Origin of the sequence: Afifella sp. JA880 (genome assembly GCF_025379905.1) — a bacterium.
In the GTDB taxonomy this organism is placed as follows: Bacteria; Pseudomonadota; Alphaproteobacteria; order Rhizobiales; family Afifellaceae; genus Afifella; species Afifella aestuarii.
This window is the reverse complement of sequence record NZ_JAOANH010000001.1, coordinates 1,119,416-1,144,389: the sequence shown is the minus strand read 5'-3', so window position 1 is coordinate 1,144,389 and position 24,974 is coordinate 1,119,416. Positions and strand designations below refer to the sequence as shown.

26 protein-coding genes are annotated in these 24,974 nt (G+C 63.1%); 9 read left to right on the top strand and 17 right to left on the bottom strand.

Translation table 11 applies throughout. From position 1 onward, the window contains the following. The first annotated feature begins 219 nt into the window (after positions 1 to 219). On the top strand, positions 220 to 1,791 hold the full coding sequence (locus tag NYQ83_RS05380; RefSeq protein ID WP_261213086.1) for a trimethylamine methyltransferase family protein: 1,572 nt from the start codon (positions 220 to 222) through the stop codon (positions 1,789 to 1,791). A 93-nt stretch (positions 1,792 to 1,884) separates the two neighbouring features. On the opposite strand, the gene NYQ83_RS05375 is transcribed toward NYQ83_RS05380, so the two are convergent. Then, positions 1,885 to 2,511 (bottom strand): glutathione S-transferase family protein, encoded by a 627-nt coding sequence (locus NYQ83_RS05375; RefSeq protein WP_261213084.1) that lies wholly within the window; start codon positions 2,509 to 2,511, stop codon positions 1,885 to 1,887. Positions 2,512 to 2,569: 58 nt separating this feature from the next. Between NYQ83_RS05375 and NYQ83_RS05370 the strand changes: the two genes are divergently transcribed. Both NYQ83_RS05370 and NYQ83_RS05365 read left to right on the top strand, forming a co-directional pair. After that, positions 2,570 to 3,232: a hypothetical protein gene (locus NYQ83_RS05370; RefSeq protein WP_261213082.1), complete on the top strand. Its 663-nt coding sequence runs from the start codon at positions 2,570 to 2,572 to the stop codon at positions 3,230 to 3,232. Positions 3,233 to 3,391: 159 nt separating this feature from the next. Further along, entirely contained in the window at positions 3,392 to 3,823 is a 432-nt protein-coding gene (locus tag NYQ83_RS05365; protein ID WP_261213081.1) for a DUF4345 domain-containing protein, read from the top strand. Here NYQ83_RS05365 and NYQ83_RS05360 read toward each other — a convergent pair. The 14 genes from NYQ83_RS05360 to coxB all read right to left on the bottom strand — a co-directional run bounded on the left by NYQ83_RS05360 (position 3,780) and on the right by coxB (position 16,031). Next, positions 3,780 to 4,202 (bottom strand): MAPEG family protein, encoded by a 423-nt coding sequence (locus NYQ83_RS05360; RefSeq protein ID WP_261213079.1) that lies wholly within the window; start codon positions 4,200 to 4,202, stop codon positions 3,780 to 3,782. The genes NYQ83_RS05365 and NYQ83_RS05360 overlap by 44 nt on opposite strands. Before the next feature lie 103 nt (positions 4,203 to 4,305). Then, entirely contained in the window at positions 4,306 to 5,775 is a 1,470-nt protein-coding gene (locus NYQ83_RS05355; protein ID WP_261213078.1) for an MFS transporter, read from the bottom strand. Positions 5,776 to 5,975: 200 nt separating this feature from the next. Next, positions 5,976 to 6,992 carry a magnesium transporter CorA family protein gene (locus NYQ83_RS05350; protein WP_261213077.1) on the bottom strand — a complete coding sequence of 339 codons (1,017 nt, stop codon included), beginning with the start codon at positions 6,990 to 6,992 and terminating at the stop codon, positions 5,976 to 5,978. 55 nt (positions 6,993 to 7,047) lie between these two features. Then, positions 7,048 to 7,536: a ribonuclease HI gene (gene rnhA / locus NYQ83_RS05345; RefSeq protein ID WP_261213075.1), complete on the bottom strand. Its 489-nt coding sequence runs from the start codon at positions 7,534 to 7,536 to the stop codon at positions 7,048 to 7,050. Next, entirely contained in the window at positions 7,533 to 8,498 is a 966-nt protein-coding gene (gene thrB, locus NYQ83_RS05340) for a homoserine kinase (protein ID WP_261213074.1), read from the bottom strand. Before thrB ends, rnhA begins: the two co-directional genes overlap by 4 nt. 9 nt (positions 8,499 to 8,507) lie before the next feature. Next, positions 8,508 to 9,467 carry a 4-hydroxy-3-methylbut-2-enyl diphosphate reductase gene (gene ispH, locus NYQ83_RS05335; protein WP_261213072.1) on the bottom strand — a complete coding sequence of 320 codons (960 nt, stop codon included), beginning with the start codon at positions 9,465 to 9,467 and terminating at the stop codon, positions 8,508 to 8,510. A gap of 58 nt (positions 9,468 to 9,525) precedes the next feature. Continuing rightward, on the bottom strand, positions 9,526 to 10,278 hold the full coding sequence (locus NYQ83_RS05330) for an SURF1 family protein (protein WP_261213070.1): 753 nt from the start codon (positions 10,276 to 10,278) through the stop codon (positions 9,526 to 9,528). Continuing rightward, positions 10,275 to 10,664 carry a DUF983 domain-containing protein gene (locus NYQ83_RS05325; protein WP_261213068.1) on the bottom strand — a complete coding sequence of 130 codons (390 nt, stop codon included), beginning with the start codon at positions 10,662 to 10,664 and terminating at the stop codon, positions 10,275 to 10,277. Before NYQ83_RS05325 ends, NYQ83_RS05330 begins: the two co-directional genes overlap by 4 nt. Positions 10,665 to 10,710: 46 nt before the next feature. Continuing rightward, positions 10,711 to 11,544: a cytochrome c oxidase subunit 3 gene (locus NYQ83_RS05320; RefSeq protein ID WP_092809600.1), complete on the bottom strand. Its 834-nt coding sequence runs from the start codon at positions 11,542 to 11,544 to the stop codon at positions 10,711 to 10,713. A gap of 43 nt (positions 11,545 to 11,587) precedes the next feature. Continuing rightward, positions 11,588 to 12,175: a cytochrome c oxidase assembly protein gene (locus NYQ83_RS05315; RefSeq protein WP_261213065.1), complete on the bottom strand. Its 588-nt coding sequence runs from the start codon at positions 12,173 to 12,175 to the stop codon at positions 11,588 to 11,590. Beyond that, positions 12,175 to 12,327 (bottom strand): hypothetical protein, encoded by a 153-nt coding sequence (locus NYQ83_RS05310; RefSeq protein ID WP_164879595.1) that lies wholly within the window; start codon positions 12,325 to 12,327, stop codon positions 12,175 to 12,177. Before NYQ83_RS05310 ends, NYQ83_RS05315 begins: the two co-directional genes overlap by 1 nt. 11 nt (positions 12,328 to 12,338) lie before the next feature. Continuing rightward, a complete protein-coding gene (locus NYQ83_RS05305) occupies positions 12,339 to 13,232 on the bottom strand; it encodes a heme o synthase (RefSeq protein WP_261213961.1) in 894 nt (297 codons plus the stop codon). Positions 13,233 to 13,421: 189 nt separating this feature from the next. Beyond that, positions 13,422 to 15,071: a cytochrome c oxidase subunit I gene (gene ctaD, locus NYQ83_RS05300; protein ID WP_261213063.1), complete on the bottom strand. Its 1,650-nt coding sequence runs from the start codon at positions 15,069 to 15,071 to the stop codon at positions 13,422 to 13,424. Positions 15,072 to 15,107: 36 nt separating this feature from the next. Continuing rightward, positions 15,108 to 16,031, bottom strand: coding sequence for a cytochrome c oxidase subunit II (coxB, locus tag NYQ83_RS05295; RefSeq protein WP_261213062.1), 924 nt, complete (start codon positions 16,029 to 16,031; stop codon positions 15,108 to 15,110). Between the two features lie 306 nt (positions 16,032 to 16,337). Between coxB and NYQ83_RS05290 the strand changes: the two genes are divergently transcribed. Continuing rightward, positions 16,338 to 16,841, top strand: a complete 504-nt coding sequence (locus NYQ83_RS05290) for an invasion associated locus B family protein (protein WP_128292669.1) — start codon at positions 16,338 to 16,340, stop codon at positions 16,839 to 16,841. Between the two features lie 108 nt (positions 16,842 to 16,949). Here the strand turns inward: NYQ83_RS05290 and bmt are convergent, their stop codons facing one another. Beyond that, positions 16,950 to 17,954, bottom strand: a complete 1,005-nt coding sequence (gene bmt, locus NYQ83_RS05285; RefSeq protein WP_261213061.1) for a betaine--homocysteine S-methyltransferase — start codon at positions 17,952 to 17,954, stop codon at positions 16,950 to 16,952. Positions 17,955 to 18,137: 183 nt separating this feature from the next. On the opposite strand from bmt, the gene NYQ83_RS05280 reads away from it, so the two are divergent. Both NYQ83_RS05280 and NYQ83_RS05275 read left to right on the top strand, forming a co-directional pair. After that, on the top strand, positions 18,138 to 18,617 hold the full coding sequence (locus tag NYQ83_RS05280) for a DUF992 domain-containing protein (RefSeq protein WP_128292672.1): 480 nt from the start codon (positions 18,138 to 18,140) through the stop codon (positions 18,615 to 18,617). A 154-nt stretch (positions 18,618 to 18,771) separates the two neighbouring features. After that, entirely contained in the window at positions 18,772 to 19,872 is a 1,101-nt protein-coding gene (locus tag NYQ83_RS05275; RefSeq protein ID WP_261213060.1) for a ribonuclease T2 family protein, read from the top strand. Here NYQ83_RS05275 and NYQ83_RS05270 read toward each other — a convergent pair whose 3' ends face one another. Beyond that, positions 19,873 to 20,487, bottom strand: coding sequence for a YitT family protein (locus tag NYQ83_RS05270; RefSeq protein WP_128292675.1), 615 nt, complete (start codon positions 20,485 to 20,487; stop codon positions 19,873 to 19,875). A 369-nt stretch (positions 20,488 to 20,856) separates the two neighbouring features. On the opposite strand from NYQ83_RS05270, the gene NYQ83_RS05265 reads away from it, so the two are divergent. The 3 genes from NYQ83_RS05265 to NYQ83_RS05255 all read left to right on the top strand — a co-directional run bounded on the left by NYQ83_RS05265 (position 20,857) and on the right by NYQ83_RS05255 (position 24,965). After that, complete coding sequence (locus NYQ83_RS05265) at positions 20,857 to 22,599, top strand: ABC transporter substrate-binding protein (protein ID WP_261213059.1); 1,743 nt, start codon at positions 20,857 to 20,859, stop codon at positions 22,597 to 22,599. 292 nt (positions 22,600 to 22,891) lie between these two features. After that, positions 22,892 to 24,070: an iron-containing alcohol dehydrogenase gene (locus tag NYQ83_RS05260; RefSeq protein ID WP_261213058.1), complete on the top strand. Its 1,179-nt coding sequence runs from the start codon at positions 22,892 to 22,894 to the stop codon at positions 24,068 to 24,070. 229 nt (positions 24,071 to 24,299) lie between these two features. Beyond that, on the top strand, positions 24,300 to 24,965 hold the full coding sequence (locus tag NYQ83_RS05255) for a hypothetical protein (RefSeq protein ID WP_261213057.1): 666 nt from the start codon (positions 24,300 to 24,302) through the stop codon (positions 24,963 to 24,965). Positions 24,966 to 24,974 lie beyond the last annotated feature (9 nt).

The following is a 24,974-nucleotide window of genomic DNA, read 5'->3' as shown; positions in this document are numbered from 1 at the left end:
AGGCTCCTTGCCAAGCGTTTGCACGTGGAAGCGTCTTCGCATCATGCGGACATTTAGAGCAAGCCAATGCTTTGATCACGACCTGAGATGATTTTGTCTGCGACCTGGAATTTTTCGAGTTTTCCCGCCGCGTCACACTCTGCCGCAGGCGGAAGACCATGCGGGCAAGCGGCGCTCTAGCCTTCGCTGACGATTTCCGCTGAGGCAGGAGCGCTGAGGATGGGCACGACCGACGAAACGGCCGGTGTGGACGAGCGTGGCGGACGGCGCCGCCGGGCAAGCGGCGGAGCGGAGGCGAGGCGGGCGAAACGGTCCGGCTCGCGCTCTCTCCAGATGCCCTTCATTCGCCGTATCCTTCCGGAGCAGACGGTTCTCGACGAAGAGGGCCTGGCGCTCATCGAGCAGAATGCCGACACGGTGCTCGAAGAAATCGGCATCGAGTTCCGCGAAGATCCCGAAGCGCTCGAGATGTGGCGCGAGGCGGGGGCAGACGTCTCCGGCGAGCGCGTACGCTTTCCCAAGGGTCTGTGCCGCGAGCTTCTGAAGACGGCGCCCCAGACGTTTACGCAGCATGCTCGAAATCCCGAGCGTTCGGTCGAAATCGGTGGCAAGGCGACGGTGTTTGCGCCTGTCTATGGCCCGCCTTTCGTGCGCGATCTCGACAATGGTCGCCGCTACGGCACGATCGAGGATTTCCAGAACCTCGTGAAGCTCGCCTATCAGGCGCCGGCGCTGCACCATTCCGGCGGCACGGTGTGCGAGCCGGTCGATATCCCGGTCAACAAGCGCCATCTCGATATGGTCTATTCCCATATCCGCTATTCCGACAAACCCTTCATGGGTTCCGTCACGGCGCCGGAACGGGCAGCCGATTCGGTCGCGATGGCGCGCATGGTCTTCGGCGAGGAGTTCGTCGACCAGAACTGCGTTTTGATCAACCTCATCAACGTCAATTCGCCGATGGTCTTCGACGCGACGATGCTGGGTGCGCTCAAGACCTATGCGCGGGCGAACCAGGGCACGATCGTGACGCCGTTCATTCTGGCGGGCGCCATGTCGCCGGTGACGGTCGCGGGAACGCTCACGCAGGTCCTTGCCGAAGTGCTTGCGGGTGCCGCCTTCACGCAACTTTGCCGGCCGGGCGCCCCGGTCATCATGGGCACCTTCGCCTCGTCGATCTCGATGCAGTCGGGCGCACCGACCTTCGGTACGCCGGAACCGACTTTGGTGCTTTACGGCGCGGCGCAGCTCGCCCGCCGCCTCAATCTGCCGTTCCGCTCCGGCGGCTCGCTCTGCGCCTCCAAGGTCTGCGACGCGCAGGCGGCCTATGAAAGCGCGCAAACCCTCACACCGACGGTGATGGCCGGCACGAATTTCGTGCTGCATGCGGCGGGCTGGCTCGAAGGCGGGCTCGTCTCGTCCTATGAGAAATTCGTCATGGATTGCGACCAGCTCGCCATGATGCAGCAGCTCTCGCGTGGCGTGGACCTTTCGGAAAACGGCCAGGCGATGGATGCCATCCGCGAGGTCGGACCGGGCAGCCATTATCTCGGCTGCGCCCATACCCAGGCGAATTTCGAGACCGCGTTCTACCGCTCGCCCGTCGCCGACAACAATTCCTTCGAGCAATGGCTGGCGGAAGGCTCAAAGACGGCCGAGGAACGCGCCAACGGGCTGTGGAAGAAATGGCTCGCCGAGTACGAGGCCCCGCCGCTCGACGAGGGCATCGACGAGGCGCTGAAGGAGTTCATCGAGACGACCAAGGCCTCGATGCCGGACGCTTTTAGCTAAGAGGCGCAAGGGTCTAACCTGCATGCTGTTTTACGGCGGCGGGCGTCGTCGACCGTGAATGGACGAGTCCTCGCGTCGAGCGGCAGGCCACTCTCAGACCGGCGTGTCGAAGGGCTGATAGATCGTCTTGAAGGCGGGCAGTGCCTCGAGCCGTTCCGCATGTGCTTTGAGCGCCGGATAGGCGGCCATATCCACGAGACCCGGATGCGCCTCGCTCAAAAAGCGCAGGGCCGTCGCGACGAAAATGTCGGCATGGCCGATCGAGGTGCCGAGCCAGTAGGGCGCGTCGAGCCGCTTGCGGTCGGCCTCGAGCGCCGCGAGAACGCCCGAGATCTGGTTGCGACAGCGCTCCATCCAGATGTCGGATTTTTCCCCGTGCAGGCGCAATTCGTAGATGAGGCTGACGGCCTTGTCGGCGAGCCCTGAGGCGAGCGAGGCGATCTTGATCGCGCGGTGGCGCGCCGGCTCTTCGATTGGAAACATCGCCCGCTCCGCCCCGACGAGATTGTCGAGATAATCGAGGATGGCGTAGCTTTCGATGAGGACGTCGTCATTGTCGAGGACGAGGGTCGGCACCCGCATCAAAGGGTTGTACGCGCGGATCTTGTCGCCATCACCGAAAACCGACCAGGGCCGGTGCTCGAAAGGCATGTCGTAGAGCGTGAGCGCCACGCCGACGCGCCGCACGAAAGGGGAATCGTATTGGCCGATGAGGATCATGCTTGTCCCCTGAAAAGGTCAGGAATAGGTACCTGCGCAGCGAGAGGGAGACAAGCTGGTGCTGAGCGAGATCGCAGCGAGGCTGGGACACCACGGCCTCATCCTGCGCGGCGGGTTTCACCCTGACAAGGACGAGGCGGAGCTCGACGGCTGCGGCACGCTCCTCCTCGTCGGCAATGCCGGGCCGGCGATGTGGCAGGCCTTCGCGCCACATGCGGGGGAGGGTGGCGACCCGCTCGACCGCTGGACTGAGCACGTGGTGGAGCCCATTGCGGAAGCTTTCGGCGGCGAGGCGGTCTATCCGTTCGATCGGCCGCATCGGCCGTTCCAGCGCTGGGCGGGGAGGGCGGAAGGGCTCGGGCCGTCGCCGCTCGGCATTCTGATCCATCCCGAGTACGGGCTCTGGCACGCCTACCGCGCCGCTTTGCTCTTCGCCGAACGTCTCGATCTGCCGCCGCGTCCAGCTCCAGACATGCCCTGCGAGAGCTGCGCCGAAAAGCCCTGTCTCACAACCTGTCCGGCCGGTGCCGTCCGCGAAGCGGCCTATGACGTGGCGGCCTGCGCCGCCCATATCATGAGGCGCGAGGCCGATTGTCTCGCCGTCGGCTGCCACGCCCGCAACGCCTGTCCGGTCGGCGCCGCTTACCGCTATCAGCCGGCGGAGACGGCATTTCACATGCGGGCTTTTGCGCGCTTCCTGCCCCGCGCCGCAACGGCCTGAGGAGAGACGAGCGCCCGACCCCGGTTCGTCGCGGACCAATTTGTGCGGTTGCTCTGGTGCGGTTTCGGCTCGCCGAGGGAACACCGGGAGAGGGGAGCGGTTTTTGTCCGGTCGGCCGCGGCGCGTGACGAAGCCCGCGCGAGAAAGATCGGATCCCCCTTGCCCGCTTCCCGAGAACGCCTTCTTCTCCAGATTGTCGTTGCGATCCTGTCGCTGATTCCGCTTTCCGCCGGCGCAGCGGGCGTCGTCCTCGGACCCGGCTTCCTGCAGGCGTCGGCCCCATGGCCGGTCGACCTCGACAGCCATCTGCGCTTTCTCTCCGGCGTCTTCTTCGGTGTCGGCCTCGCTTTTCTCTCCTGCGTCCCGGCGATCGAGAGGAAGGGAGAGCGCTTTCGACTTCTTTCCATGCTGATCGTTCTCGGCGGCCTCGCCCGGCTTCTCTCGCTGGTGCTTGCGGGCTCGCCTTCGCCCGGTCATGTCGGCGGGCTCGTCATGGAGCTCGCCGTGGTGCCGTGTCTTGTCGTCTGGCAGAGGCGGGTGGCCCGCCTCAGATCCCCACCAGGATCTGCAGCGCAAAGATCACCCACATGAGGAGAAGGACGAAGAGGCCGAAGGCGAAGATGCGGAAGCGGGACCGCAGTTCGTTGGAGCCGGTGTGGATATAGGCGTGCAGGATGCGGCTCGCGACGAAGACGAAGCTCAGGATGACGAAGACGAAGCCTGCCTTGTTGGTCAGGACCGCCAGCGCCGTGAGGGCATAAAAGAGGACCGGCAGCTCGAACTGGTTGCGATAGCAATTCGCCGCCTGCAGGGCTTTCGTCGGCCAGTTCGGCTCGTTGAGGGCGATCCCGTCGGGATTGACCTCGCCGCGGCGGATCGCGGCAAACCGCACCCGGCCCATATGGAAGGCGAGGACGAAGGTGAGCCCGACCTGGATGAAGGTGGGCAAAAGAACGAGGAAGAGCGGCATTGAAGCTCCGGTTCAAAGGATGAGACAGCGTAAGGCGGGTGATGTGCAAGACCAAGGGGCGGGATCGCCCCTTGGCTTTTGAGATCGCCACGGGAAGAGGGCGTCAGGCCTGCGCCGACAACGGCTCCGCCACCTCTTCCAGCCCCCGCTGTTCGGCCTTGACGCCGAAGACGATGGCGATCCCGGCCGCCACGAAGAGAAGGGCGGCGGCGAAGCAATAGCCGTAGAAGACGTCCATCGGGTTGCCGGTCCCGATCAAGGAGCCGAAAATCCATGGCGCCAACACGCCGCCTGTGGCCGTCCCGATGGCGTAAAAGAGCGAAATCGCCATGGCGCGCATCTCCAGCGGAAAAACCTCGCTGACGGTGAGATAGGCCGAGCTTGCTGCCGGTGAGGCGAAGAAGAAGATCACCGTCCACATCGCCGTCTGGGTCGCTGCCGTCAGCGCATCCTGGACGAAGAGGATGCCGGTGACGATGAGAAGCGTCGCGGCGATACCGTATGTGGCGGAGATCATCTGCCGCCGTCCGATCGTGTCGAAGAACGAGCCGAGCACGAGAACGCCGAGAAAATTGCCGATGGCGAAGGGCAGAAGATACATGCCGGTATCGCTCGACGGGACCTCGTAGAAGCGCGTCAGAACCATCGCATAGGTGAAGAAGATGGCGTTGTAGAGAAACGCCTGCGACACCATCAGCGACAGGCCGAGGACGGAGCGTTTCGGGTAGGTTCTGAACATCGTCTTGAAGATGATGGCAAAGCCGAAGACCCGGCGCGGATGGATGGTGATCGCCTGATCCTTCGACGGTCGCTCCAGCTCTTTGCCGGTCTCTTTTTCGACCTCGTCCTCAATGCCTTTGACGACTTTTTCCGCCTGCTCTTCGTAGCCATGGGTGGCGAGCCAGCGGGGGCTTTCCGGCACATAGCGGCGCACCAGGAGAATGCAGAGGCCGAGAATGGCGCCGATGCCGAAGCCGACGCGCCAGCCGATATCGGTCGGCAGAATGTCGGGATCGAGAAGCACGAGGGTGGACAGCGAGCCGACGGCGGCGCCGAGCCAGTAGGAGCCGTTGATGAAAAGGTCGATCCGCCCGCGCACCCGCGCAGGAATGAGCTCGTCGATGGCGGAGTTGATCGCCGCATATTCGCCGCCGATGCCCGCGCCAGTCATGAAGCGGAAGAGCGCGAAACTCCACCAGTTCCAGGAAAAGGCGGTGAGAAGCACACCGACGAGATAGAGCGTCAGCGTGACGAAGAAGAGGACTTTTCGGCCGAAACGGTCGGTGAGATAGCCGAAGACGATGGCGCCCACGACGCAGCCTGCCAGATAGAACGACGCGATCGCCCCGATCTGCGCGCTGGTGAAGTTGAGAGTTTCAGTTTCTTGAAGGACGCCGCTGATGGCGCCTTTGAGGGTGACTTCCAGACCGTCGAGGATCCAGGTGATGCCGAGCGCGAAAACGATCAGCCAATGGAAGCGGCTCCATGGCAGGCGGTCGAGCCGCGCCGGGATCAAGGTTTCGAGGGGTTCTGGTTTTTGCGTGTCTGCGTTGTCCGCCTGTGCGTCTGCCACGGCCTGTCACCTCCGTTTTTCCGGAGATGAAAACCCCTGGTAGAGAGCGCCGGTTCCTCGTATCGCGGCGCAAAAATGACGAAAAGCCGCCAAAACCGCGGTGCGAACCCGTTTCGGCGGGGCAACAGGGCCGGCTGGGCTGATCGAAGCGTGGTAAAATACGCCTCAGAGAGGCGTGACGATCACTTGCCGAATGGATCTCAAAGCCATCCGCGGCGCTTGAAATAGAGAAGCGGCAGACCAGCGGAGACGAGCATCAAAATGAGCGCGAAAGGATAGCCGAAGCTCCAGCCGAGTTCCGGCATGCCTTCGAAATTCATCCCGTAGATAGAGGCGACCAGCGTCGGCGGCACGAAGATGACGGCGACGACGGAAAAAATCTTGATGATCTGGTTCTGCTCCAGATTGATGAGGCCGAGCGTGGCGTCGAGCATGAAGCTGAGTTTGGTGGAGAGGAAACTCGCATGCTCGCCCAGGGATTGGGCGTCGCGCACCAGGATGCGGGTACGGTTCCTGGCTTCCTTGTCGGCCTTTTCCGCCTTGTCGCCCTTGGCGCGCGGCGACAGCGTGTGGTGGTAGGTCAGAAGGCGCGACAGCGAGACGAGGCTTTCGCGCACCAGCGACAGGAGATCGCCCTGCCGGCCGATCTCGCCCATGGTCGAGCGCAGGTCGGCGGTCTTGCGGCTGACCTTCTTCACCTTGCTCTGAAAGACCCCGTGCGACATGGAATCGATGTCGTGGCCGATCAGCTCCAGAAGGTCGGCAAGCCAGTTCACCTGCGCTTCGAGAAGCCCGAGCATGACGGCCTCGGCCGTATCGTAGCGTTCGCCCGTGCCTTTCTGAGCCTGGGCGAGGAAGGTGCGGAACTGCCGCGGTTCGGCATAGCGCACGGTGACCAGATGGCCGTTGCGCAGAATGAAGGCGACAGGCGTCTTGGCCGGCTCGCCGCTCTGCACGCCGACGACGGTCGTGACGGTCATGAAGACGGCGCCTTCCTCCGCGTAGAGGCGCGAGGACGGCTCGATCTCCTCAAGGTCGGCGACGGCCGGGATCTCGATGCCGATATAGTTTTCGACCGTCGCGGCCTCGGCCGGTGTCGGGTCCAGAAGATCGATCCACAGAGGCGCGCGGGCGGTGTCTACGGAAGGCGGAGAGGTGAGGTCTGCGCCATCCACGGGCACGAGCCGGTCACCCTGGGTCTTGTAGATCTGCAGCATCCTGGCTCCTTCTGCGGACGGGGAAAGGAACGCCTAGCGCCCCGTTTCGATCCGCTCAAGAGCGTGGGGTGCCGGTCTTCTTTCCGCCGTTCTTGAACGGCGCCATGCCTTTGCGCGCAAGCGCATCGGCGCGCTCGTTCATCTCGTCGCCGGCATGGCCGCGCACCCAATGCCATTCGACATCGTGCTGCTTGATCGCAGCTGTGAGCGCCTGCCACAGATCAACGTTCTTGACCGGCTTCTTGGCAGCGGTCTTCCAGCCGTTCTTCTGCCAGTTTTTCACCCAGCTTGTGATGCCCTGGCGCAGATATTCGCTGTCGGTGTGGAGTGCGATGCGCGACGGCCGCTTGAGGGCGCCGAGCGCCTCCACCGCGGCGGTCAGCTCCATGCGATTGTTGGTGGTTTCGCCTTCGCCGCCGCAGAGCTCCTTTTCCACCCCGCGATATTGCAGGATGGCGCCCCAGCCGCCCGGTCCCGGATTGCCGGAACAGGCGCCGTCGGTGTGGATGACGATGGCGTCTTTATCGGTGTCTTTATCGCTCAAAGGTCGAAACCGTATTCGCTGCTCGAACGGACGCTGCGATGGAAGCGCAGCTTGCGCACGAATTCTCCCGGATCCTTGCGCGTAACGAAGGCGCCGGGCGGTGTGGTGTTCCAGTCGTAGAGACGGGTGAGGAGAAAGCGCAACGCCGCGCCGCGCGCCAGAATGGGCAGCGCCTCGCGCTCTTCGGGCGTCAGCGGCCGGCTCTTTTCGTAAGCCGACAAGAGCGCATGCGCCTTGGTGACGTTGAAGGTCGTCTCCGGCTCAAAGCACCAGGCATTGAGGCAGATGGCGAGGTCGTAGGCGAAGAAGTCGTTGCAGGCGAAATAGAAGTCGATGAGGCCGGACAGCGCGTCGCCGAGGAAGAAGACGTTGTCCGGGAAAAGATCGGCATGGATGACGCCGGACGGGAGATCTTTCGGCCAATTTTTTTCCAGAAAATCGAGCTCGTCGGAAAGGAAGGCGTGCAGGCTCCCATCGGGTTCGCTCGCCGCCTCGTAAGCGCGTTCATGCAGCGGCCGCCAGTCGGCGACGGTCAGCGCATTGGCGCGCCGCATCGGAAAATCGCGGCCCGCCTCATGCATTTGGGCGAGCGCTTTTCCGAGTTCGGCGCAATGAACGGTCTGCGGCCGGCGGACCCACATCCCGTCGAGGAATGAAAAGATCGCCGCGGGCCGTCCGCCGAGTTCGCGCAGCGCCACCCCGTCGCGGCCCTTGAGCGGCGTCGGACAGACGATGCCGCGGGCCGCCAGATGTTCGAGGAGCGACAGGAAAAAGGGCAGATCCTCGGCTTTCACCCGCCGCTCATAGAGCGTCAGTATGTAGAAGCCGGCATCGGTGTGCAGAAGGTAATTTGAGTTCTCCACGCCCTCGGCGATGCCCTTGAAGGCGAGCAGCGTGCCGAGCTCGTAGTCTTTGAGGAACGCCTGAAGCTCGCCGTCCCCAATCTCCGTATAGACTGCCATCCGTGGCGTTTACGCTGCAGCCTGGTCGCGCAGGGCCCGCGGCAGCAGGAAGGTGATGTCTTCCTCCGCCGTCGTCACGAGCTCGATCTTGAGATCGAAGCGCTCGCGGAAGGCGGCGACGACTTCTTCCACCAGAACTTCCGGAGCCGAGGCGCCGGCTGTCAGCCCGACGCGGCTGACGCCGTCGAAATCGGCCCAGTCGATCTCCGCGGCGCGGTTGATCAGCATGGCCTTGGGGCAGCCCGAACGCTCGGCGACTTCGCGAAGGCGCCGTGAATTGGAGGAATTCGGCGCGCCCACGACGAGCATGCGTTCCACCGTCGGGGCGACGGCCTTCACCGCCTCCTGCCGGTTGGTGGTGGCGTAGCAGATGTCGCCCTTCTGCGGGCCGGCGATCGAGGGGAAGCGCTCCTTCAGGATCTCCACCATCTCGGCCGTATCGTCGATCGAGAGCGTCGTCTGGCTGATCCAGGAGAGGTTCTCCGGATCCTTCGGCGTGAAGGCGCGCGCGTCCTCCGGCGTCTCGATCAGGGTGACCGTGCCAGGTTCGAGCTGGCCCATCGTGCCTTCCACCTCCGGGTGGCCGGCATGACCGATGAGCACGATCTCGCGGCCGCGGCGCTCATGCAGGATCGCTTCCTTGTGCACCTTGGAAACGAGCGGGCAGGTGGCATCGAGATAGAAGAGGTTCCGGGCGGTCGCCGCTTCCGGCACGCGTTTGGCGACGCCATGCGCGGAAAAAATCACCGGCTGCTCGGTCTCCGGAATCTCGTCGAGCTCTTCGACGAAGACGGCGCCCTTTTCCTTGAGCGTCTCCACGACGAAGCGGTTGTGCACGATTTCGTGGCGGACATAGACCGGAGCGCCGTAGCGCCTCAGCGCTTCTTCCACCACCTGGATGGCACGATCGACGCCGGCGCAGAAACCGCGCGGGGCGCAAAGATGAAGTGTGATCTGAGGTTTGGTCATGGGTCGTCCCGTTCAGGGCGAGGTAGGTCCGAGGGTGGGGTGAAGTCAAGCGTCGCCATCACCGCAGGCCCGATTGCATATCGTTTTCAGCCCTTTCGCCGCGCAGACGCGGGGCGGCAAACATGAGGAAAACCGCAACGAGCGCGATCGCGAGCCCATACCAGGTGAGCGCATATTGCAAATGGTCGTTGGGGAAAGACATGCGCGTTTCGCCTGCCTGAGGCAGGGCCGGCCCGTCGGGCGAGGCGAGAAGGTCGAGCGTCATCGGCGCGACCGGCCCGGCGAGGTCTTTGGCCGCCGAGATCGCGGCGATGGAGCGGGAGAAAAAGAGATCTTCGCCCGGCTTGTTGTCGGGAGTGAGCCAGGTCGGCGGATCGTCGGGGCGGATGAGGCCGGAAATCTCGACGGTGCCCTCAGGTGGCGGCGCCCACTCCGCCCGATCTGGCACGAAGCCACGATTGACGAGAACCGTCCCCCCGGCATCGAGGGCAAACGGCGTCATGATCCAGGCGCCGGGGCCGGACGCGGGGCCGCGCGCATCGCCGAGCGGCAGGCTGGTGAAGACGCGCACTTCCTTTTCCGGCAGGTAATGGCCCGACAGCTCGATGCGGCGGTAATGCAAATCGGCGATATCGCCGGTGAAGATCGCATCCTCCGGCACGGGCGGCAGCGAGGGCCGCTCCGCCACCTGCGCGATCAGGTCTTCCTTCCAGGCGAGACGCCGCAGCTGCCAGTTGCCGAGCGAGACGAGGATGGCGACGGCGACGACCACAAGAACGCCGGGGACGAGGAGGCGGCGGAGGCTCCTCATTGGCCGCTGCGGTCGATTTCGCCTTCTTTCGCTTTGTTGGCGTATTGCAGCGCCACCGCCAGGCCTTTGAGTGGCCTGAGCAGGACGAGGCAGAGAACGAGAACGATCGGCAGCCACAAAACGATGTGCACCCAGAAGGGCGGGGTATAGGCGAGTTCCACGATGACGGCCGCACCCGCCACCAGAAAGCCGACGAACGTCATGGCGAAAAAGGCTGGCCCGTCGGCGGAATCGGCAAAGGCATAGCTGAGCCCGCAAGCGGGACAGGCCTCTTTGAGCTTCAAGAAGCCGTCGAAGATGCTCGCCTGACCGCAGCGCGGGCAGCGTCCCCGGAGTCCGGGCGAAACCGGATCGGGAGATTTGGTCGGGATCGCCTCGGACGTCATGACATCAAAGGATGGTCCGGCGGACCATCCCTCCTTGCGTGTGAATTCAGTGCGTGACCGCGCCGGCCGTTCCCCACACATAGATGCAGGCGAAGAGGAAGAGCCAGACGACGTCGACGAAATGCCAGTACCACGCAGCCGCCTCGAAGCCGAAATGCTTCTCAGGCGTAAAGTCGCCGCGCGTCGCCCGCCACAGGCAGACGGCGAGGAAGATGGTGCCGACGATGACATGGAAGCCGTGGAAGCCGGTCGCCATGAAGAAGGTGGCGCCGTAGATGTTGCCGCCGAAGGAGAAGGCCGCCTCGGAATATTCGTAGGCCTGCACGCAGGAGAACAGAATGCCGAGAGCGATGGTCAAGGCGAGGCCCCATTTGAGGCCGCGGCGATCGTTTACGAGCAGCGAATGATGCGCCCAGGTGACCGTCGTGCCCGAGGTCAAAAGGATCAGCGTGTTGAGAAGCGGCAGATGCCACGGGTCGAAGACTTCGATGCCTTCCGGCGGCCAGGTGCCGCCGGTCAGTTCCGCGCGCATCGGCTGGATGGCTTCTCCGGCATAAAGGCTCGCATCGAAGAAGGCCCAGAACCAGGCGACGAAGAACATCACCTCCGAGGCGATGAACAAGATCATGCCGTAGCGCAGATGCAGGGAGACGACGCCGGTGTGATAGCCCTGGTGGCTTTCCTTGATGACGTCGCTCCACCAGCCGATCATCGTGATCAAAACGCCGAGCAGGCCCGGAGCGATCCAGTAGACGCCCGCTCCTTTCATGGCGGCGATGGCGCCGAGTGCGAGTGCGAAAGCCGACACGGAGCCGACGAACGGCCACGGGCTGGGGTCCACCAGATGGTAGTCGTGGTTCTTGGCGTGGGCCTCTGCCATCGTTTCCTCTCTTGCAGGATCGCCGCTTCGGGCGCCCGATTGGTTACAGCTGTGCCGACGGCTTGTCGGCAGGCGCCTGCGCCACCGGCTCCGTCGGATTTTTCTCAGGGTAGAAGGTGTAGGACAGGGTGACGGTCGTGATCGGATCCATGTCCGTGTCTTTCACGAGCGCCGGGTCCAGGAAGAACTGCACCGGCATTTCCGCTTCTTCGCCGGGCTCCAGTCGCTGCTCGGTGAAGCAGAAGCAGGCGATCTTATTGAAATAGGCGCCGGTCTGATCGGGGGCGACGTTGAAGGCCGCCGTGCCGACCGTGGTGCTGTCTGAGAGGTTCTTGGCGCGGTATTTGATGAAATAGGTCTCGCCGACCTTGGCGCGGATCGAAGCCTGCTCCGGCTTGAAGCTCCACGGCAGCCCGACGACGTTGGAATCGAAGCGCACGGTGATGACCCGGTCGACGATCTCTTGTGATCCGGCGCTGGCGCGCTGCGTGGTGCCGCCATAGCCGGTGACGGAGCAGAAGATGTAGTAGAGCGGCACGGCCGCATAGGCAGCGCCGACCATCCCGACCGCGACGCCAGCGAGAACGAGGCCGACGAAGAGGTTGCCGCGATTCTTCTTCTTGTCAGCCATCAGCCGCCTCCTGCGAGGTTGGGGCCGATCCGAATGATGGTGATGGCGTAGAAGACGACCACGAGTGCCGCCAGAATGAGGCCGATGGCGACCGAACGGCGGCGCCGGCTGCGCTTCTGTTCTTCAGTGAGCTGGATGCGATCTTCAGACATGGACATGTTGCTCATGCGCTTACGAGCCTCTCGAGTGCCGGGGCGAGCGCCGCGTCGAGCATCAGCATGGCGAAGAGAGCGAAGAGATAGACGATCGAATAGCCGAAGGCCTTCTTCGCCGCTCCATGCTCGGCTTCCTTTTCGCGCAGCACCTTGAAGGCATGGAAGATGAAGAGGGCGCCGAGCACGATCGCCGCCCCGCCGTAGAAGGGGCTCGCAAAGCCGAGCGCGAAGGGGGCGACGCCGAGCGGCGCGAGAATGAGGGTATAGGCGAAAATCTGCCGCCGCGTGGCGCGCTCGCCATGCGTGTTGGGCAGCATCGGCACGCCGGCCCGTCCGTAATCCTCCTGCACGAAGAGGGCGAGCGCCCAGAAATGCGGCGGCGTCCACAGCAGGATGATGAGGAAGAGAAGGACGGGGTAAAGCGTAACGTCGCCGGTCACGGCCGCCCAGCCGATCATCGGGGGAAGAGCGCCCGCCGCCCCGCCGATGACGATGTTCTGTGCGGTAAACCGCTTCAGGAACATCGTGTAGATGACGCCATAGAAGAAGATGGTGAAGGCGAGGAGCGCCGCCGCGAGCCAGTTGACGGCGAGCCCCAGCGTCATCACGGAGAAGATCGAGAGCGTGAGGCCGAACGTATAGGCTTCCGCCGTGCTGACGCGGCCCATCGGGATCGGCCGTGAGCGCGTGCGCTTCATCAGCCCGTCGATATCGACCTCATAGGCCATGTTGAGGACACCGGAGGCGCCGGCGCCGACCGCGATGGCGACGACCCCGATCGCCGCGAGGATCGGATGCAGATGCCCCGGTGCGACCACCATGCCGGTGAGCGCGGTGAAGATCACGAGCGACATCACCCGAGGTTTCATCAGGGCGAAGTAATCGGCGGGCTCCGCCGTCATCAACAGGGCTGGATCAATCGCCGGGTTCGTCTCGTTCGCTGCTCTGGTCACGCATTCCTCGTCGTTTCTTGCTGGTGCCGGCCCCGCGTCCTTGCCGGGCCGGTCCGTTCGCAAGGCAGAGGCGGTTCGCCCGCTTGCCGGAGGTCCGGCCCTCAGCCCTGCAAAGGGACGGGCCGGACGCTCATGCCGTCATTTGATCCGCGGCAGCTCTTCCCACTGGTGGAAGGGCGGCGGGGACGGCAGCTGCCATTCCAGGGTCGTCGCCCCCGGTCCCCACGGATTGGGTCCTGCGACCCGCTTCTTGGAGAAGGCTTCGAAGATCCCATAGAGGAAGATTAGGACGGCGATGCCCGAAAGGTAGGAACCGATCGACGACACGTAGTTCCAGCCGGCGAATGCGTCCGGATAATCGATGTAGCGGCGCGGCATGCCCGCAAGACCGAGGAAATGGTGCGGCATGAACACCATGTTGACGCCGATGAACGTCACCCAGAAATGGGTTTTTGCGATCACCGAATTGTACATGTAGCCGAACATCTTCGGGAACCAGTAATACCAGGCTCCAAAGATGGCGAAGACCGCGCCGAGCGACAGCACGTAGTGGAAGTGCGCGACCACGAAATAGGTGTCGTGCAGAGAGCGGTCGAGGCCGGCATTGGCGAGCTGCACGCCCGTCACGCCGCCGATGGTGAAGAGGAAGATGAATCCGACCGCCCACAGCATCGGCGTGCGGAACGAGATCGAGCCGCCCCACATCGTCGCGATCCAGGAGAAGATCTTCACGCCCGTCGGCACCGCGATCACCATCGTGGCGAAGGTGAAATAGGCCTGCGTGTCGACGTCGAGACCGACCGTGTACATGTGGTGCGCCCACACGATGAAGCCGACCGCGCCGATCGCCACCATGGCATAGGCCATGCCGAGATAGCCGAAGATCGGCTTGCGCGAGAAGGTGGAGACGATGTGCGAGACGATGCCGAAGCCCGGCAGGATGAGGATGTAGACCTCCGGGTGACCGAAGAACCAGAAGAGATGCTGGTAGAGGATCGGATCACCGCCGCCCGACGGGTCGAAGAAAGTCGTGCCGAAATTGCGGTCCGTCAGAAGCATGGTGATGGCGCCCGCAAGCACCGGTAGCGACAGAAGCAGAAGGAAGGCGGTCACCAGCACCGACCAGGCAAACAGCGGCATCTTGTGCAGCGTCATGCCCGGGGCGCGCATGTTGAAGATGGTGGTGATGAAATTGATGGCGCCGAGGATCGACGAAATGCCGGCGATGTGCAGCGCCAGAATGGCGAAGTCCATGGCCGGTCCCGGCGAGCCGTAGGTGGAGAAGGGCGGATAGATGGTCCAGCCCTGACCGGCGCCGTAGCCGCCCGGATTTCCCGGCACGAACATGGAGATGAGCAAGAGGATGAAGGCCGGCGGCAGAAGCCAGAAGGAGATGTTGTTCATCCGCGGGAAGGCCATGTCCGGCGCCCCGATCATGATCGGTACGAACCAATTGCCGTAGCCGCCGATCATCGCCGGCATGACCATGAAGAAGATCATGATCAGGCCATGCGCGGTGGTGAAGACGTTGTACATCTGCTTGCCGCCGTCGAGGGCGGCACCCGCGTCGTAGCCGTAGACCATCTGGGCGAGACCGTGGAAGATCTGGATGCCCGGCTCCTGCAGCTCCATGCGCATGACGACGGAGAGGCCGCCGCCGATGATCCCCGCCATGATGGCGAAGATCAGATACATCGTGCCGATGTCTTTGTGATTGGTGGAATAGACGTAGCGTTTCCATCCGGTTGGATGGTCGTGCGCCTCATGTACCGCAGCAGCGTTCGCCATAGGGGTCGTATCCTCTGATAGGTTCGCGGGCGCGCCTCAGCGCAGCGCCACCTTGTCGTCGTTGTCTTGGTTTTCCTGCTGGATCGCCTGGGCGAGAGACTGGTTGGCTCCCTCGATGTCATCCACAGCCTGGCTCGCCCATTGCTGGAATTGATCCTTCGAGACGACGCGCATGGCGATCGGCATGAAGGCGTGATCCTTGCCGCAGAGTTCCGAGCACTGGCCGTAGAAGAGGCCTTCGCGGTTGGCCTTGAAGTAGGTCTCGTTGAGGCGCCCCGGCACCGCATCGATCTTGATGCCGAAGGGCGGCATGGCGAAGGAATGGATGACGTCGGCCGAGGTGACCTGCACGCGCACGAAGGTGTCGACAGGCACCACCACAGGGTTGTCGACGGAGAGGTTGCGCACACCGTTCTCCGGCAGATCCTCATCGGGGATCATGAAGGCCTGAAAGCTGATCTCGTCGGTGATGCCATTCGACTTGCTGTCGTCGTCGATGCCGTATTCGTAGCCCCAATACCATTGGTGGCCGGTGACTTTGACGGTGAGAAACTTGTCCGTCTCAGGATTGTATTCGGAGTAGATCTTGGAAGGGTCGAACTGGCCGTAGAGCAGTCGGAAGGACGGCAGGGCGATCAAAACGAGGATGAGGACCGGCAGGACAGTCCATAAAACTTCGACCGTGGTGTTATGCGCGAAGCGGGCGGGCTCGGGATTGCGTTTGGCGTTGAAGCGGACGGCGCACCAGGCCATCAGCCCGAAGACGAAGACGCAGACCGCCAGCATGATGGCGAGCGTGTACCAGGCGAACCAGTCGACATATTGTGCGACTTCGCTTGCCGCTTCCTGCAGATTGACCTGCCAATTGAATGGTCCGCTGTCGACCGGCTGCGCCAGCGCTTGGGAACCGAGGGCGAAAAGCCCCGACAACGCGCCGAAAGTTCGAGCCAGAGCTCTCATGAACACCTCTTCATCTTTCTCCGCCACAGAAAGACCATCTAGGCGGGGTCCGTTCACCAGCCAGTGCAAGAAACGGCCTTTGCTGCAAGGTTTGTTTGGAGCAGACCTAAACTCCATCAATGCAGAAGAGGCCAACTTCCGTACATCTGCGGCATTTTGGCCATCATGTGCGGCATTTTGGCCTGCGGCTCAAGAGGCGATGCTGCCCGCAGCCATTTCTTGAATGGCCATCGGCGGTCTGGTACCGCTCAATCCCGATTCGGAACCGGCGGTCGGGGCCCGCCACCTTGAGAAGGTTGATCTCAGTTGCGCTTTCCCGCTTTCCTGCTGTCCGCCCTTATTCTTGGCGCTGCCGTCTTGCTTCCGGCCGCGGCCGAAGCCCAGGGCACCGTCAAATCCAAGCATGGTGACTGGGAGGTGCGTTGCGACACCCCTCCCGGCGCGCAGAACGAGCAATGCGTCGTGATGCAGTTCGTCACCGCCGAAGACCGGCCGAATGTCGGCCTGACGGTGATCGTCTTGAAGACCGCCGACAAGCAGGCGCGCATCCTGCGCGTTCTGGCGCCGCTCGGCGTTCTGCTGCCGCGAGGTCTCGGCCTCAGGATCGATGATGATGATCTGGGCTCTGCCGGTTTCGTGCGCTGCCTGCCCAATGGCTGCGTGGCCGAGGTCATCATGGACGATGATCTGTTGAAAAAGATGGAGAACGGCAAGAACGCGACGTTCATCATCTTTCAGACGCCGGAGGAGGGGATCGGCATTCCGATCGCGCTTGCCGGCTTCAAGGACGGCTACGCCGAACTTCCCTGAAGATCTTGGGTTTTCCGGAGGCCGCCGACAGGTGCGGGGGCTCAAGCGGTGTTTGAGGCGTCGCTGCAAACGACGCCTCTTTTTGTATGATCCGAGCGCGGAGCGATGTCAGGCGCGTTCGCGCCGACCCGTGCGTTTCCGGCCTTCGCCGCCTTCCTCGCGCGGCGGAGCAACCAGCGGACCGATCAACTCTTCGATATGGGCGCGGTCCGGCCGCTCGCCGCGATTGTGGCTGTCGATGGCCGTGCGGATCGCGACGAGATGCTCCGGCGTGGTGCCGCAGCAGCCGCCGACGATGCGTGCGCCGGCATCCATGGCGAGATGGGTGTAGCTCGCCATCAACTCCGGCGTGCCGGAATAATGCACATGGTCGCCCTTCACCTGCGGGATGCCGCAATTCGCCTTGGCGATCACCGTGAAGCCGTTCTTCTGGGCCTCCATGGCGAGAACGGAGACGAGAAGATCCGAGGCTCCGACGCCGCAATTGGCTCCGAAAGCCTCCGGCGTCTGTGACAGGCCGTCGAAGACTTTCGCGAGATCTTCGGGCTTCAGCCCCATCATGGTGCGTCCGGCCGTGTCGAAGCTTGCCGTCGCCGTGTAGGGCATGCCGGCGTTGATGGCGCCCTCGGCCGCAGCGCGGATTTCTTCCACGGATGACATCGTCTCGATCCAGCAGATATCGGCGCCGCCGGCCTTCAACCCCTTGGCCTGCTCGGTGAAGGCTTCGACCGCCGCTTCCATCGTCAGCTCGCCGAGCGGGGTGAAGAGCTCGCCGGTCGGCCCCATCGAGCCCGCGACGACGACCTCGCGGCCCGTCGCGTCGGCGGCTTCGCGCGCGATCTCGGCCGCCAGCTTGTTGAGCTCGAAGACGCGGTCCTGGGCGTTGTGCAGCTTCATCCGGAAGCGATTGGCGCCGAAGGTATTGGTGAGGATGATGTCGGAGCCCGCGCCGAGGAAGCCGTCATGCAGCTTGCGGATCCGGTCGGGATGGTCCGCGTTCCACAATTCCGGCGGGTCGCCGGCCGTCAGCCCCATCTGAAAGAGGTTTGTGCCGGTCGCGCCGTCCGCCATGAGGACGTCTTTGCGGGCAAGAAGCTCTTGCAGTTTCGCCATCTTCGATCTCACGCTTGCTTTGCGGACCGCATGAAACACCTCCGCCCGCCGCCGGCAAGGGGCGCTCCGCCATATTTGATCCCGCGTTGGGTCTCAAATCGCTCTGGAACGGTGCGCGCTGGGCTGCGTTGGCGCAGCGACGGGCGCCCTCCGGCGGTGCCGTATCTCAAGGAGATTTCACCAATGAAGAAGATTCTGACAACGCTGGCGATCGCTGCTGGTCTCGCCATGCCGACGGCCGCTCTTGCGCAGGATGGCGTGGAAATCGGTTCGCTCGATTGCGTCGTTGAAGGCGGCGGTGGTTTCATCATCGGCTCGACCAAGAATCTCACCTGCGCCTATACGCCGACGGATGGCAGCCAGAAGGAGACCTATGCCGGCACGGTGAAGAAGTTTGGACTCGACGTCGGCGTCACCCAGGAGAGCTTCATCAAATGGCTCGTTTTCGCCCCGACGGGCTACAACTACACGCAAGGCGCGCTCGCCGGTGATTATGCGGGTGTCGGCGCCGAGGCGACGGTCGGCGGCGGTGTCGGCGCCAATGTTCTGGTCGGCGGTTCTGAGAAGAGCATCACCTTGCAGCCCGTCAGCGTCCAGGCGCAGAAGGGCCTGAATCTCGCAGTCGGGTTCCAGTCGTTCACGTTGCGGCCGCTCATTCAGTAATCTTCCGCGCATTGTTTCTGCGCACTGCTTTTCGAGGCCGCCGGGGTCGCTCCCCGGCGGCCTTATTATGTCTGCTGCGACGCTTCACGGGGCTGACATCTCCCGCGCCCTATGCTGTGGCGGTGGCCGAGATGAGACGCGCCGAGGACGGACCATGCGGAAAATCGTCGTGCTTTTTGCGCTCCTGGGCCTTGGTCTGGGTATGGGCCGGCCGGCACTCGCCCAGCAGGTCGATCTTGAGGGATATTTCATCGCCCTGAACGCCTGCGAGGCAACGCAGAAAAAGACGAGCGACAATCCGGGCGGGGTCCGGCTCGAGATCATGCGCGCCTACAAAATGCTGGCGCGCAACGACACGCCGGGGACGCATTACCGCGTCGAGGTGCCGGGGGCGCCGGAGAGCGAGGCGCGCTGGGTGCCGATGGATTGCGGAGTTTTCGCGCCCGAGACGGCTCTTGTCGGCGAGTCTCGACCTTCTCAAGACGGGACCGAGACCGCAAAGGACACGACCGCGGGAAACGAGACGGCCGAGCAGGCGCAAAGCGGCTTTGCTCCCGACAGTCTTGGATACGTGTTGGCCGCCTCCTGGCAGCCCGGCTTTTGCAAGACCGAGGCAGGACACGACAAGCCGGAATGCCTGCTTCTGCGGCCCGGGCGCTTCGATGCCCTGCATTTCTCTCTGCACGGACTGTGGCCCGACGATCTCTCCGACAAGGCGATCTACCCCTGCTATTGCGATCCGGGTCCTGCCGTCGCCTGCACGCAGAACCGGCCTCCGGCCGAGACGATCGAACTCGATCCGGATCTCCTGGCGGCCCTAGCCGTGATCATGCCGGGCGTTCAATCGGGGCTGCATCGCCATGAATGGAGCAAGCATGGCACCTGTTACGAGGACGACGTGACGGGCGACGACTGGGATTCCGACCCCAACGAATATTATGGCGAATCCCTGTTGCTGATGGCGCAGCTCAACAATTCGCGGGTCTGGGAGCTGTTTGCCCGAAATGCCGGCAAAAGGCTCTCCCGCGAGCAGATCGAAGAGGCCTTCGACAGCTCGTTCGGCGAGGGGGCAGGCCAGCGCGTCATCGTGCGCTGCGATGAGGCGACCGGCGACATCACCGAATTGTGGATCTCCCTCAAGGGCCACATCGATGAGAGGCCGGATCTCGCAAAGCTGATCGACGCGGCTCCGCCGGCAGCGAACTCGAACCGGGAAGAAAGCTGTGCGAGCGGCTTGGTCGTCAAAGTGGAATGATCAGCTCACGCCGACATAACGCCCTGGCCGGTGGTTGATGGCGAGGATGAAGTTGAGCACGGCGGCGCCGAGGAGCGAGAGAAGCACGCGATCGGCATCGACGACGAAAAGCGCGATGACCATGATCGTCGCGTCGATGGCGAGCTGCACATAGCCCGCCCGCAGCCCGTAATTGTCCTGCAGATAGACCGATAGGATGTTGACGCCGCCGAGCCCTGCGCGGTGACGGAAGAGCGCCAGAAGCCCCATGCCGATGAGAATGCCGCCCATGATGGCGGCGTAAAACGAGTTGATCTCGCCAAGCCCGATCCATTGCGGTGTCAGGCGCGCAAACAAGGAGACGAGGCCGACTGCGATGAAGGTGGCGATGGTGAAGCGCCAGCCCATGCGCCCGATGGAGAGCGCATAAAACGGCAGGTTGACGACGAAGAAGGCGATCGGAAACGGAATCCCTGTCGCATATTGGATGAGGAGCGAGATGCCTGCGGTGGACCCCGTCAGAAGCGTTGCCGTCGAATAGATCGAGAGGCCCAGCGCCACGAGCAGCGTGCCGATGAGAAGTGCCAGAACATCTTCGTAGAGCCGGTGCTTATGGGCGGGAGGCTGATCGGTCATGTGAGGTGCTAAGCCGTGTTGCGAGACGGAGAGGGTGGTCGGGTTCTCTCGGTCAAGCAAGTGACGTGCCGACCCGCTCCTGCCTTTTCCGGTACGAGTTGCCCGTCCGCCGCGGGGCAAGGATGCAGGTTTTTGCGCTAGACGTGATGCGTGAAGCGGGCAAGAACCTTTCGTGTCGAAACGCCCCATTGCGGCCGTGCCTTGCTCGTAACTTGCCGGCTCTCATGACGAGCTAGGTGATTCCCGTCACAGCCATGCTAAATTTGCTGTCCAGGAAGACTTCTGAGCGTTGGGCTGGCCGGTTGCCGCCCGCGAGCTTTTACCGGGCGTCGTCGCCCGAAGGATATGTGCCGCTGCGGCGGAGAGAGAGTGAGCATTGTCATGACGCGTGAGACCGAGATGCGGCCCCACCCCAAGGCTTTGGAAGCGCAGGAGCTGATGGCGCGCGGGCGCCTGAGCCGTCGCTCCTTCATCCGCGTCGCCGCCTTGACGGGAATGTCGGCCGCCGCCGCTTACGCCATGGCGGGCCTGCCCACCCCGGTCTATGCGCAGACGATCGGCAACGTGCCTTTTCAGAATCCGGACGACGACCCGCAGGAAGGCGGCATCATCAAGGTCGGCATGCAGGTCCAGAAAATGGACGATCCGGCCACCTATGCCTGGACGGAGGCATCCAACCAGACCCGGCATATTCTCGAATATCTGACCTATACCACGCCGGACAACGTCACCCACCCGATGCTGGCGGAAAGCTGGGAAGCCTCCGACGATCTGACCGAATGGACGTTTTACATCCGGCGCGGGGTTCGCTGGCACAACGGCGAGGAGCTCGTCGCCGACCACATCCGCTTCAACGTCGAGCGCTGGTGTGATCCGGCGCTCGGCTCCTCCAATCTCGGCCTCGCCTCGATCGCAGCGATGCTCGAGGAGGTGGAATCCGACGATGACACGGATGAGGACGAGGATGCCGCGCCGAAGCTTGTGAAGAGGCTGCGCGAGGATGCCGTCGAGGTGGTCGACGACCACACCATCCGTTTCAGGCTGTCGCGGCCTGTGCTCTCCTTCCCGGAGGATATGTACAATTATCCGACGGCCATCGTGCATCCGAGCTTTAAGGCACCATTTTCGGACAATCCGATCGGCACCGGTCCGTTTGCTCTGGCCGAGCTTGTCGTCGGCCAGCGCTGCATCCTGAAGCGCGTGCGCGAGATCGACGAGGAGCCGTTCCAGTACTGGGGTGGAGCGGTGTTTCTCGACGAGATCCACTATTATGACGTTCCGGAAGACACCCAGCTCACGTCGTTTGCATCCGGCGACATCGACGCGATCTTTGAATTCGGCGTCGAGCAGATGGAGCTCGCCCAGGCGCTCGATGGGAACATTCTTTCGACCCGCACAGCGCAAACGCTCTGTCTGCGCTTCCAGATCGATCAGGAGCCGTGGACCGACAAACGGGTGCGGCAGGCGTTCGTCAAAGCCTGTGACAATGCCGCGATGCTTCCTCAGGTTTTTCCCGAGAGCGGCGATGTCGGCTGGAACCACCATGTCTCGCCGATCCATCCGGAATATTTCCCGCTGCCGAAGCTCGAGCGCGACGTCGAGGCTGCGAAAGCTCTCCTCGCCGAGGCGGGGCAGGAGAACCTCGAAGTCACGGTGGCTTGCGGCAAGACCGACGGCCCCTGGCAGCAGACGGTATGCGAGATCGTTCGCGATCAGGTGAAGGAAGCCGGCATCACCTTGAACATCAACATCATGGCGACGGCGAAATACTGGGAGATCTGGAAAGACACGCCCTTCGGCGCGACGCAATGGACGCACCGTCCGCTCGGCACCATGGCTCTGTCTCTCGGCTACCGAACCGGCGTGCCCTGGAACGAGACGCATTATTCCAATCCGGAATTCGATGCCGCGCTCGACGAGGCGGAAACGATTTTGGATGCGCAGAAGCGCAAGGCCGCCATGGAGAAGGTGGAAAAGATCCTTCAGGACGATGCGGTGATGGTCCAGCCGATCTTCCGCCCGGTCTACACGATCTCCTCCAAGAAAGTGCACGGCTATCCCGCGCATCCGAGCCAGTACCATCAGTTCAACAAGGTCTGGATCGAGCGTTGAGGCCCTGAGGCGGCCTGCGGGCCCCGCTCGCCTCCGGTCGCGTCTCCCTCTCTCGGGCCTGGTGAGATCTGCCATGCGCTGACAGCGTATCTCGGCATCGAATGCCGCGGTGCCTGCGGTGGCAATCTGCGCTATGCGGCCGCCTTCGAAGGGTTTGAACGGGCAGCCGGACGCCGTTCCCGCCGTGAACCTGCAGCAGCGCGGCGTGAGGGCCGCATCGACGCTCCCGAAATGAGGATTGCAATGCTATCCTGCCAGAATGTCGCATCAGACGACGATGGGAGGGGCACCAATGCTGGGAACCACGATGAATCAGGTCGCCGATTTTGCTGACATTCCGGTCGTCTTCGGCCCGGGACGTGCGACGCGGATCGCGCAGGACGTGTCGGCGCTCGTCGGCGAGGCTGCGAACGTCCTGCTTGTCGCCGATTCCGGCCTGCGTCCGCACGGCCACATTCTCTGCCTCGAAGAGGCGCTCTTGGGCGCCGGCCATCAGCTGGCGATCTACGACGACGTCTCCGGCGAGCCGACGGAAGCTCAGGTGGCCGGGGCCGTTGCCGCCGGGTTCGGCGATTGGACGAGGCTCGTCATCGCGCTTGGCGGCGGCTCGGCGATCGATCTCGGCAAGATCACCGCGGCGATGCTCGCCAATCCGGGCGAGGTGATGCACTACCGCATGGCGGAGATGCCGTTTGCCACCAAAGCCATTCCTTTGATTGCCATGCCGACCACCTCGGGCAGCGGTGCCGAGTTCACCGCGACGGCCGATCTTCTGGCCAGTGATGGCACCAATTACTGGTACCGCGCGCCGGAGCTGATGCCTGCGCTCGTGCTTCTCGATCCCGAACTTGTCTGCACGCTTCCAGGCTTGCCGACGGCCACCACCGGCGTCGATGCCCTGGTGCATGCGGTGGAAGCAGCGACCGGCCGGAGGGCGAGCCGCGAAAGCCAGGCGGCTGCGCTCTCTGCCATCTGGCTCATTTGCGAGAACCTGCCCGTCGTGATGAGCGAGCCTGAGAACCTCGCGGCCCGCGCCGGCATGATGCAGGGAGCGGCCCTAGCTGGGATTGCGATCGAGAAGACAGGAACCGGGCTTGCCCACAATATCGGCTATGCGCTGGGCCCCCTCGCGCCGATCCCGCATGGCCTTGCGGTGGCCATCGGCATGGCGGCGACTGCGGATTGGGCGGTGGAAGGAAACCCGGAGGGTTTTGCGGCGGTGGCGGAAGCCATGGGGAGCGAACGAAAGCCTGAGGCCTTTGCGCCGGCCTTTCGTGCCCTTTGCGCCGAGATCGGCTTGTCGCTCGACCCGCCGGCTTTGTCCAGCATTTCCGTCGAAGCGCTTGTTGCGCGCATGGGGGCGGAGGAAAATGCCCCGATGTTGGAGGCGAACACCCGCTTCATCGGTGATCGCGACCTGCCGCAGCTCGCGGCGCGGGTGCTGCAAAAAGAGGCCAGAAACGCTGCTTAATGTGCGCTACCATCGCATGCGGAAGACACTGATCGGAAGGCGCTCCGGCCAGATAATATCTTGAATTGAGGTGCGGAGCTCCCTAATAAAGGGCGTTGCGAAGATGCATTCGCGATCGTTTTTGCAAAGGTGCAGTGATGTCACGCGACGGTTTTCACGGTCTTTGATACGGGTTGCGCGGCGTGTCCAATTGGGCGCGCCCGACGCTAACTTGTTTGGACCTAACGTCATGACCCCGCATGCGCTCTTGGTGGCGTGCGGGGTTTTTGTTTTAATGGCCCTTGCTGCACTCTTTCTGGCCAGCACCTCCGAACTTTCGTTGGTCGATGTGGGTGTGCCAGTCTCACTGTTTTCGGCTGTGGCCGGCTTTCTTTTCAATTCAGCAGTGAAGCTCCATTCTGAAGCGCGCGACCGCGCGTTTGATTTTCTCAAGGAGCATAGTGAGAACGATAAGCTGCATGCTGCCCTCGCGCGTGTCGGCGAGTTTGGTCGCATGCACGTGAACGTGACGGATGCGGAGGCCATACGCCTCGTAAGGCAGATGATAGAGACCAAGGCCTCGCCGAACGCTCTTGCGGCGAGCGAGGCGAAAGGGATGATCGACGAGGGTCTCTTACTCGCTATACTGAGGGCGGGTAACTTCTTCGAAGTCATGGAGATCGCGACGCGCAACGGTGCGGTCAACGAGGGCATAGTTCGCGACTATTACCGCGAGCCATTGCATAGCTTTCATGCAATTGCAGCGCCTATAATCTCTGTCTTTCGGAATTCCCCGCCGAAGCCGAATTCCCCCTATGAAAATGTTGAACGGCCCCGCGCATTGATTGGAGTTGACCAGCTTCTTGGGCGGTGGCCGCTCCCTGTTTCGCCTCACCCGGTCTCGGGTCGGGAATGAAATTCGCGG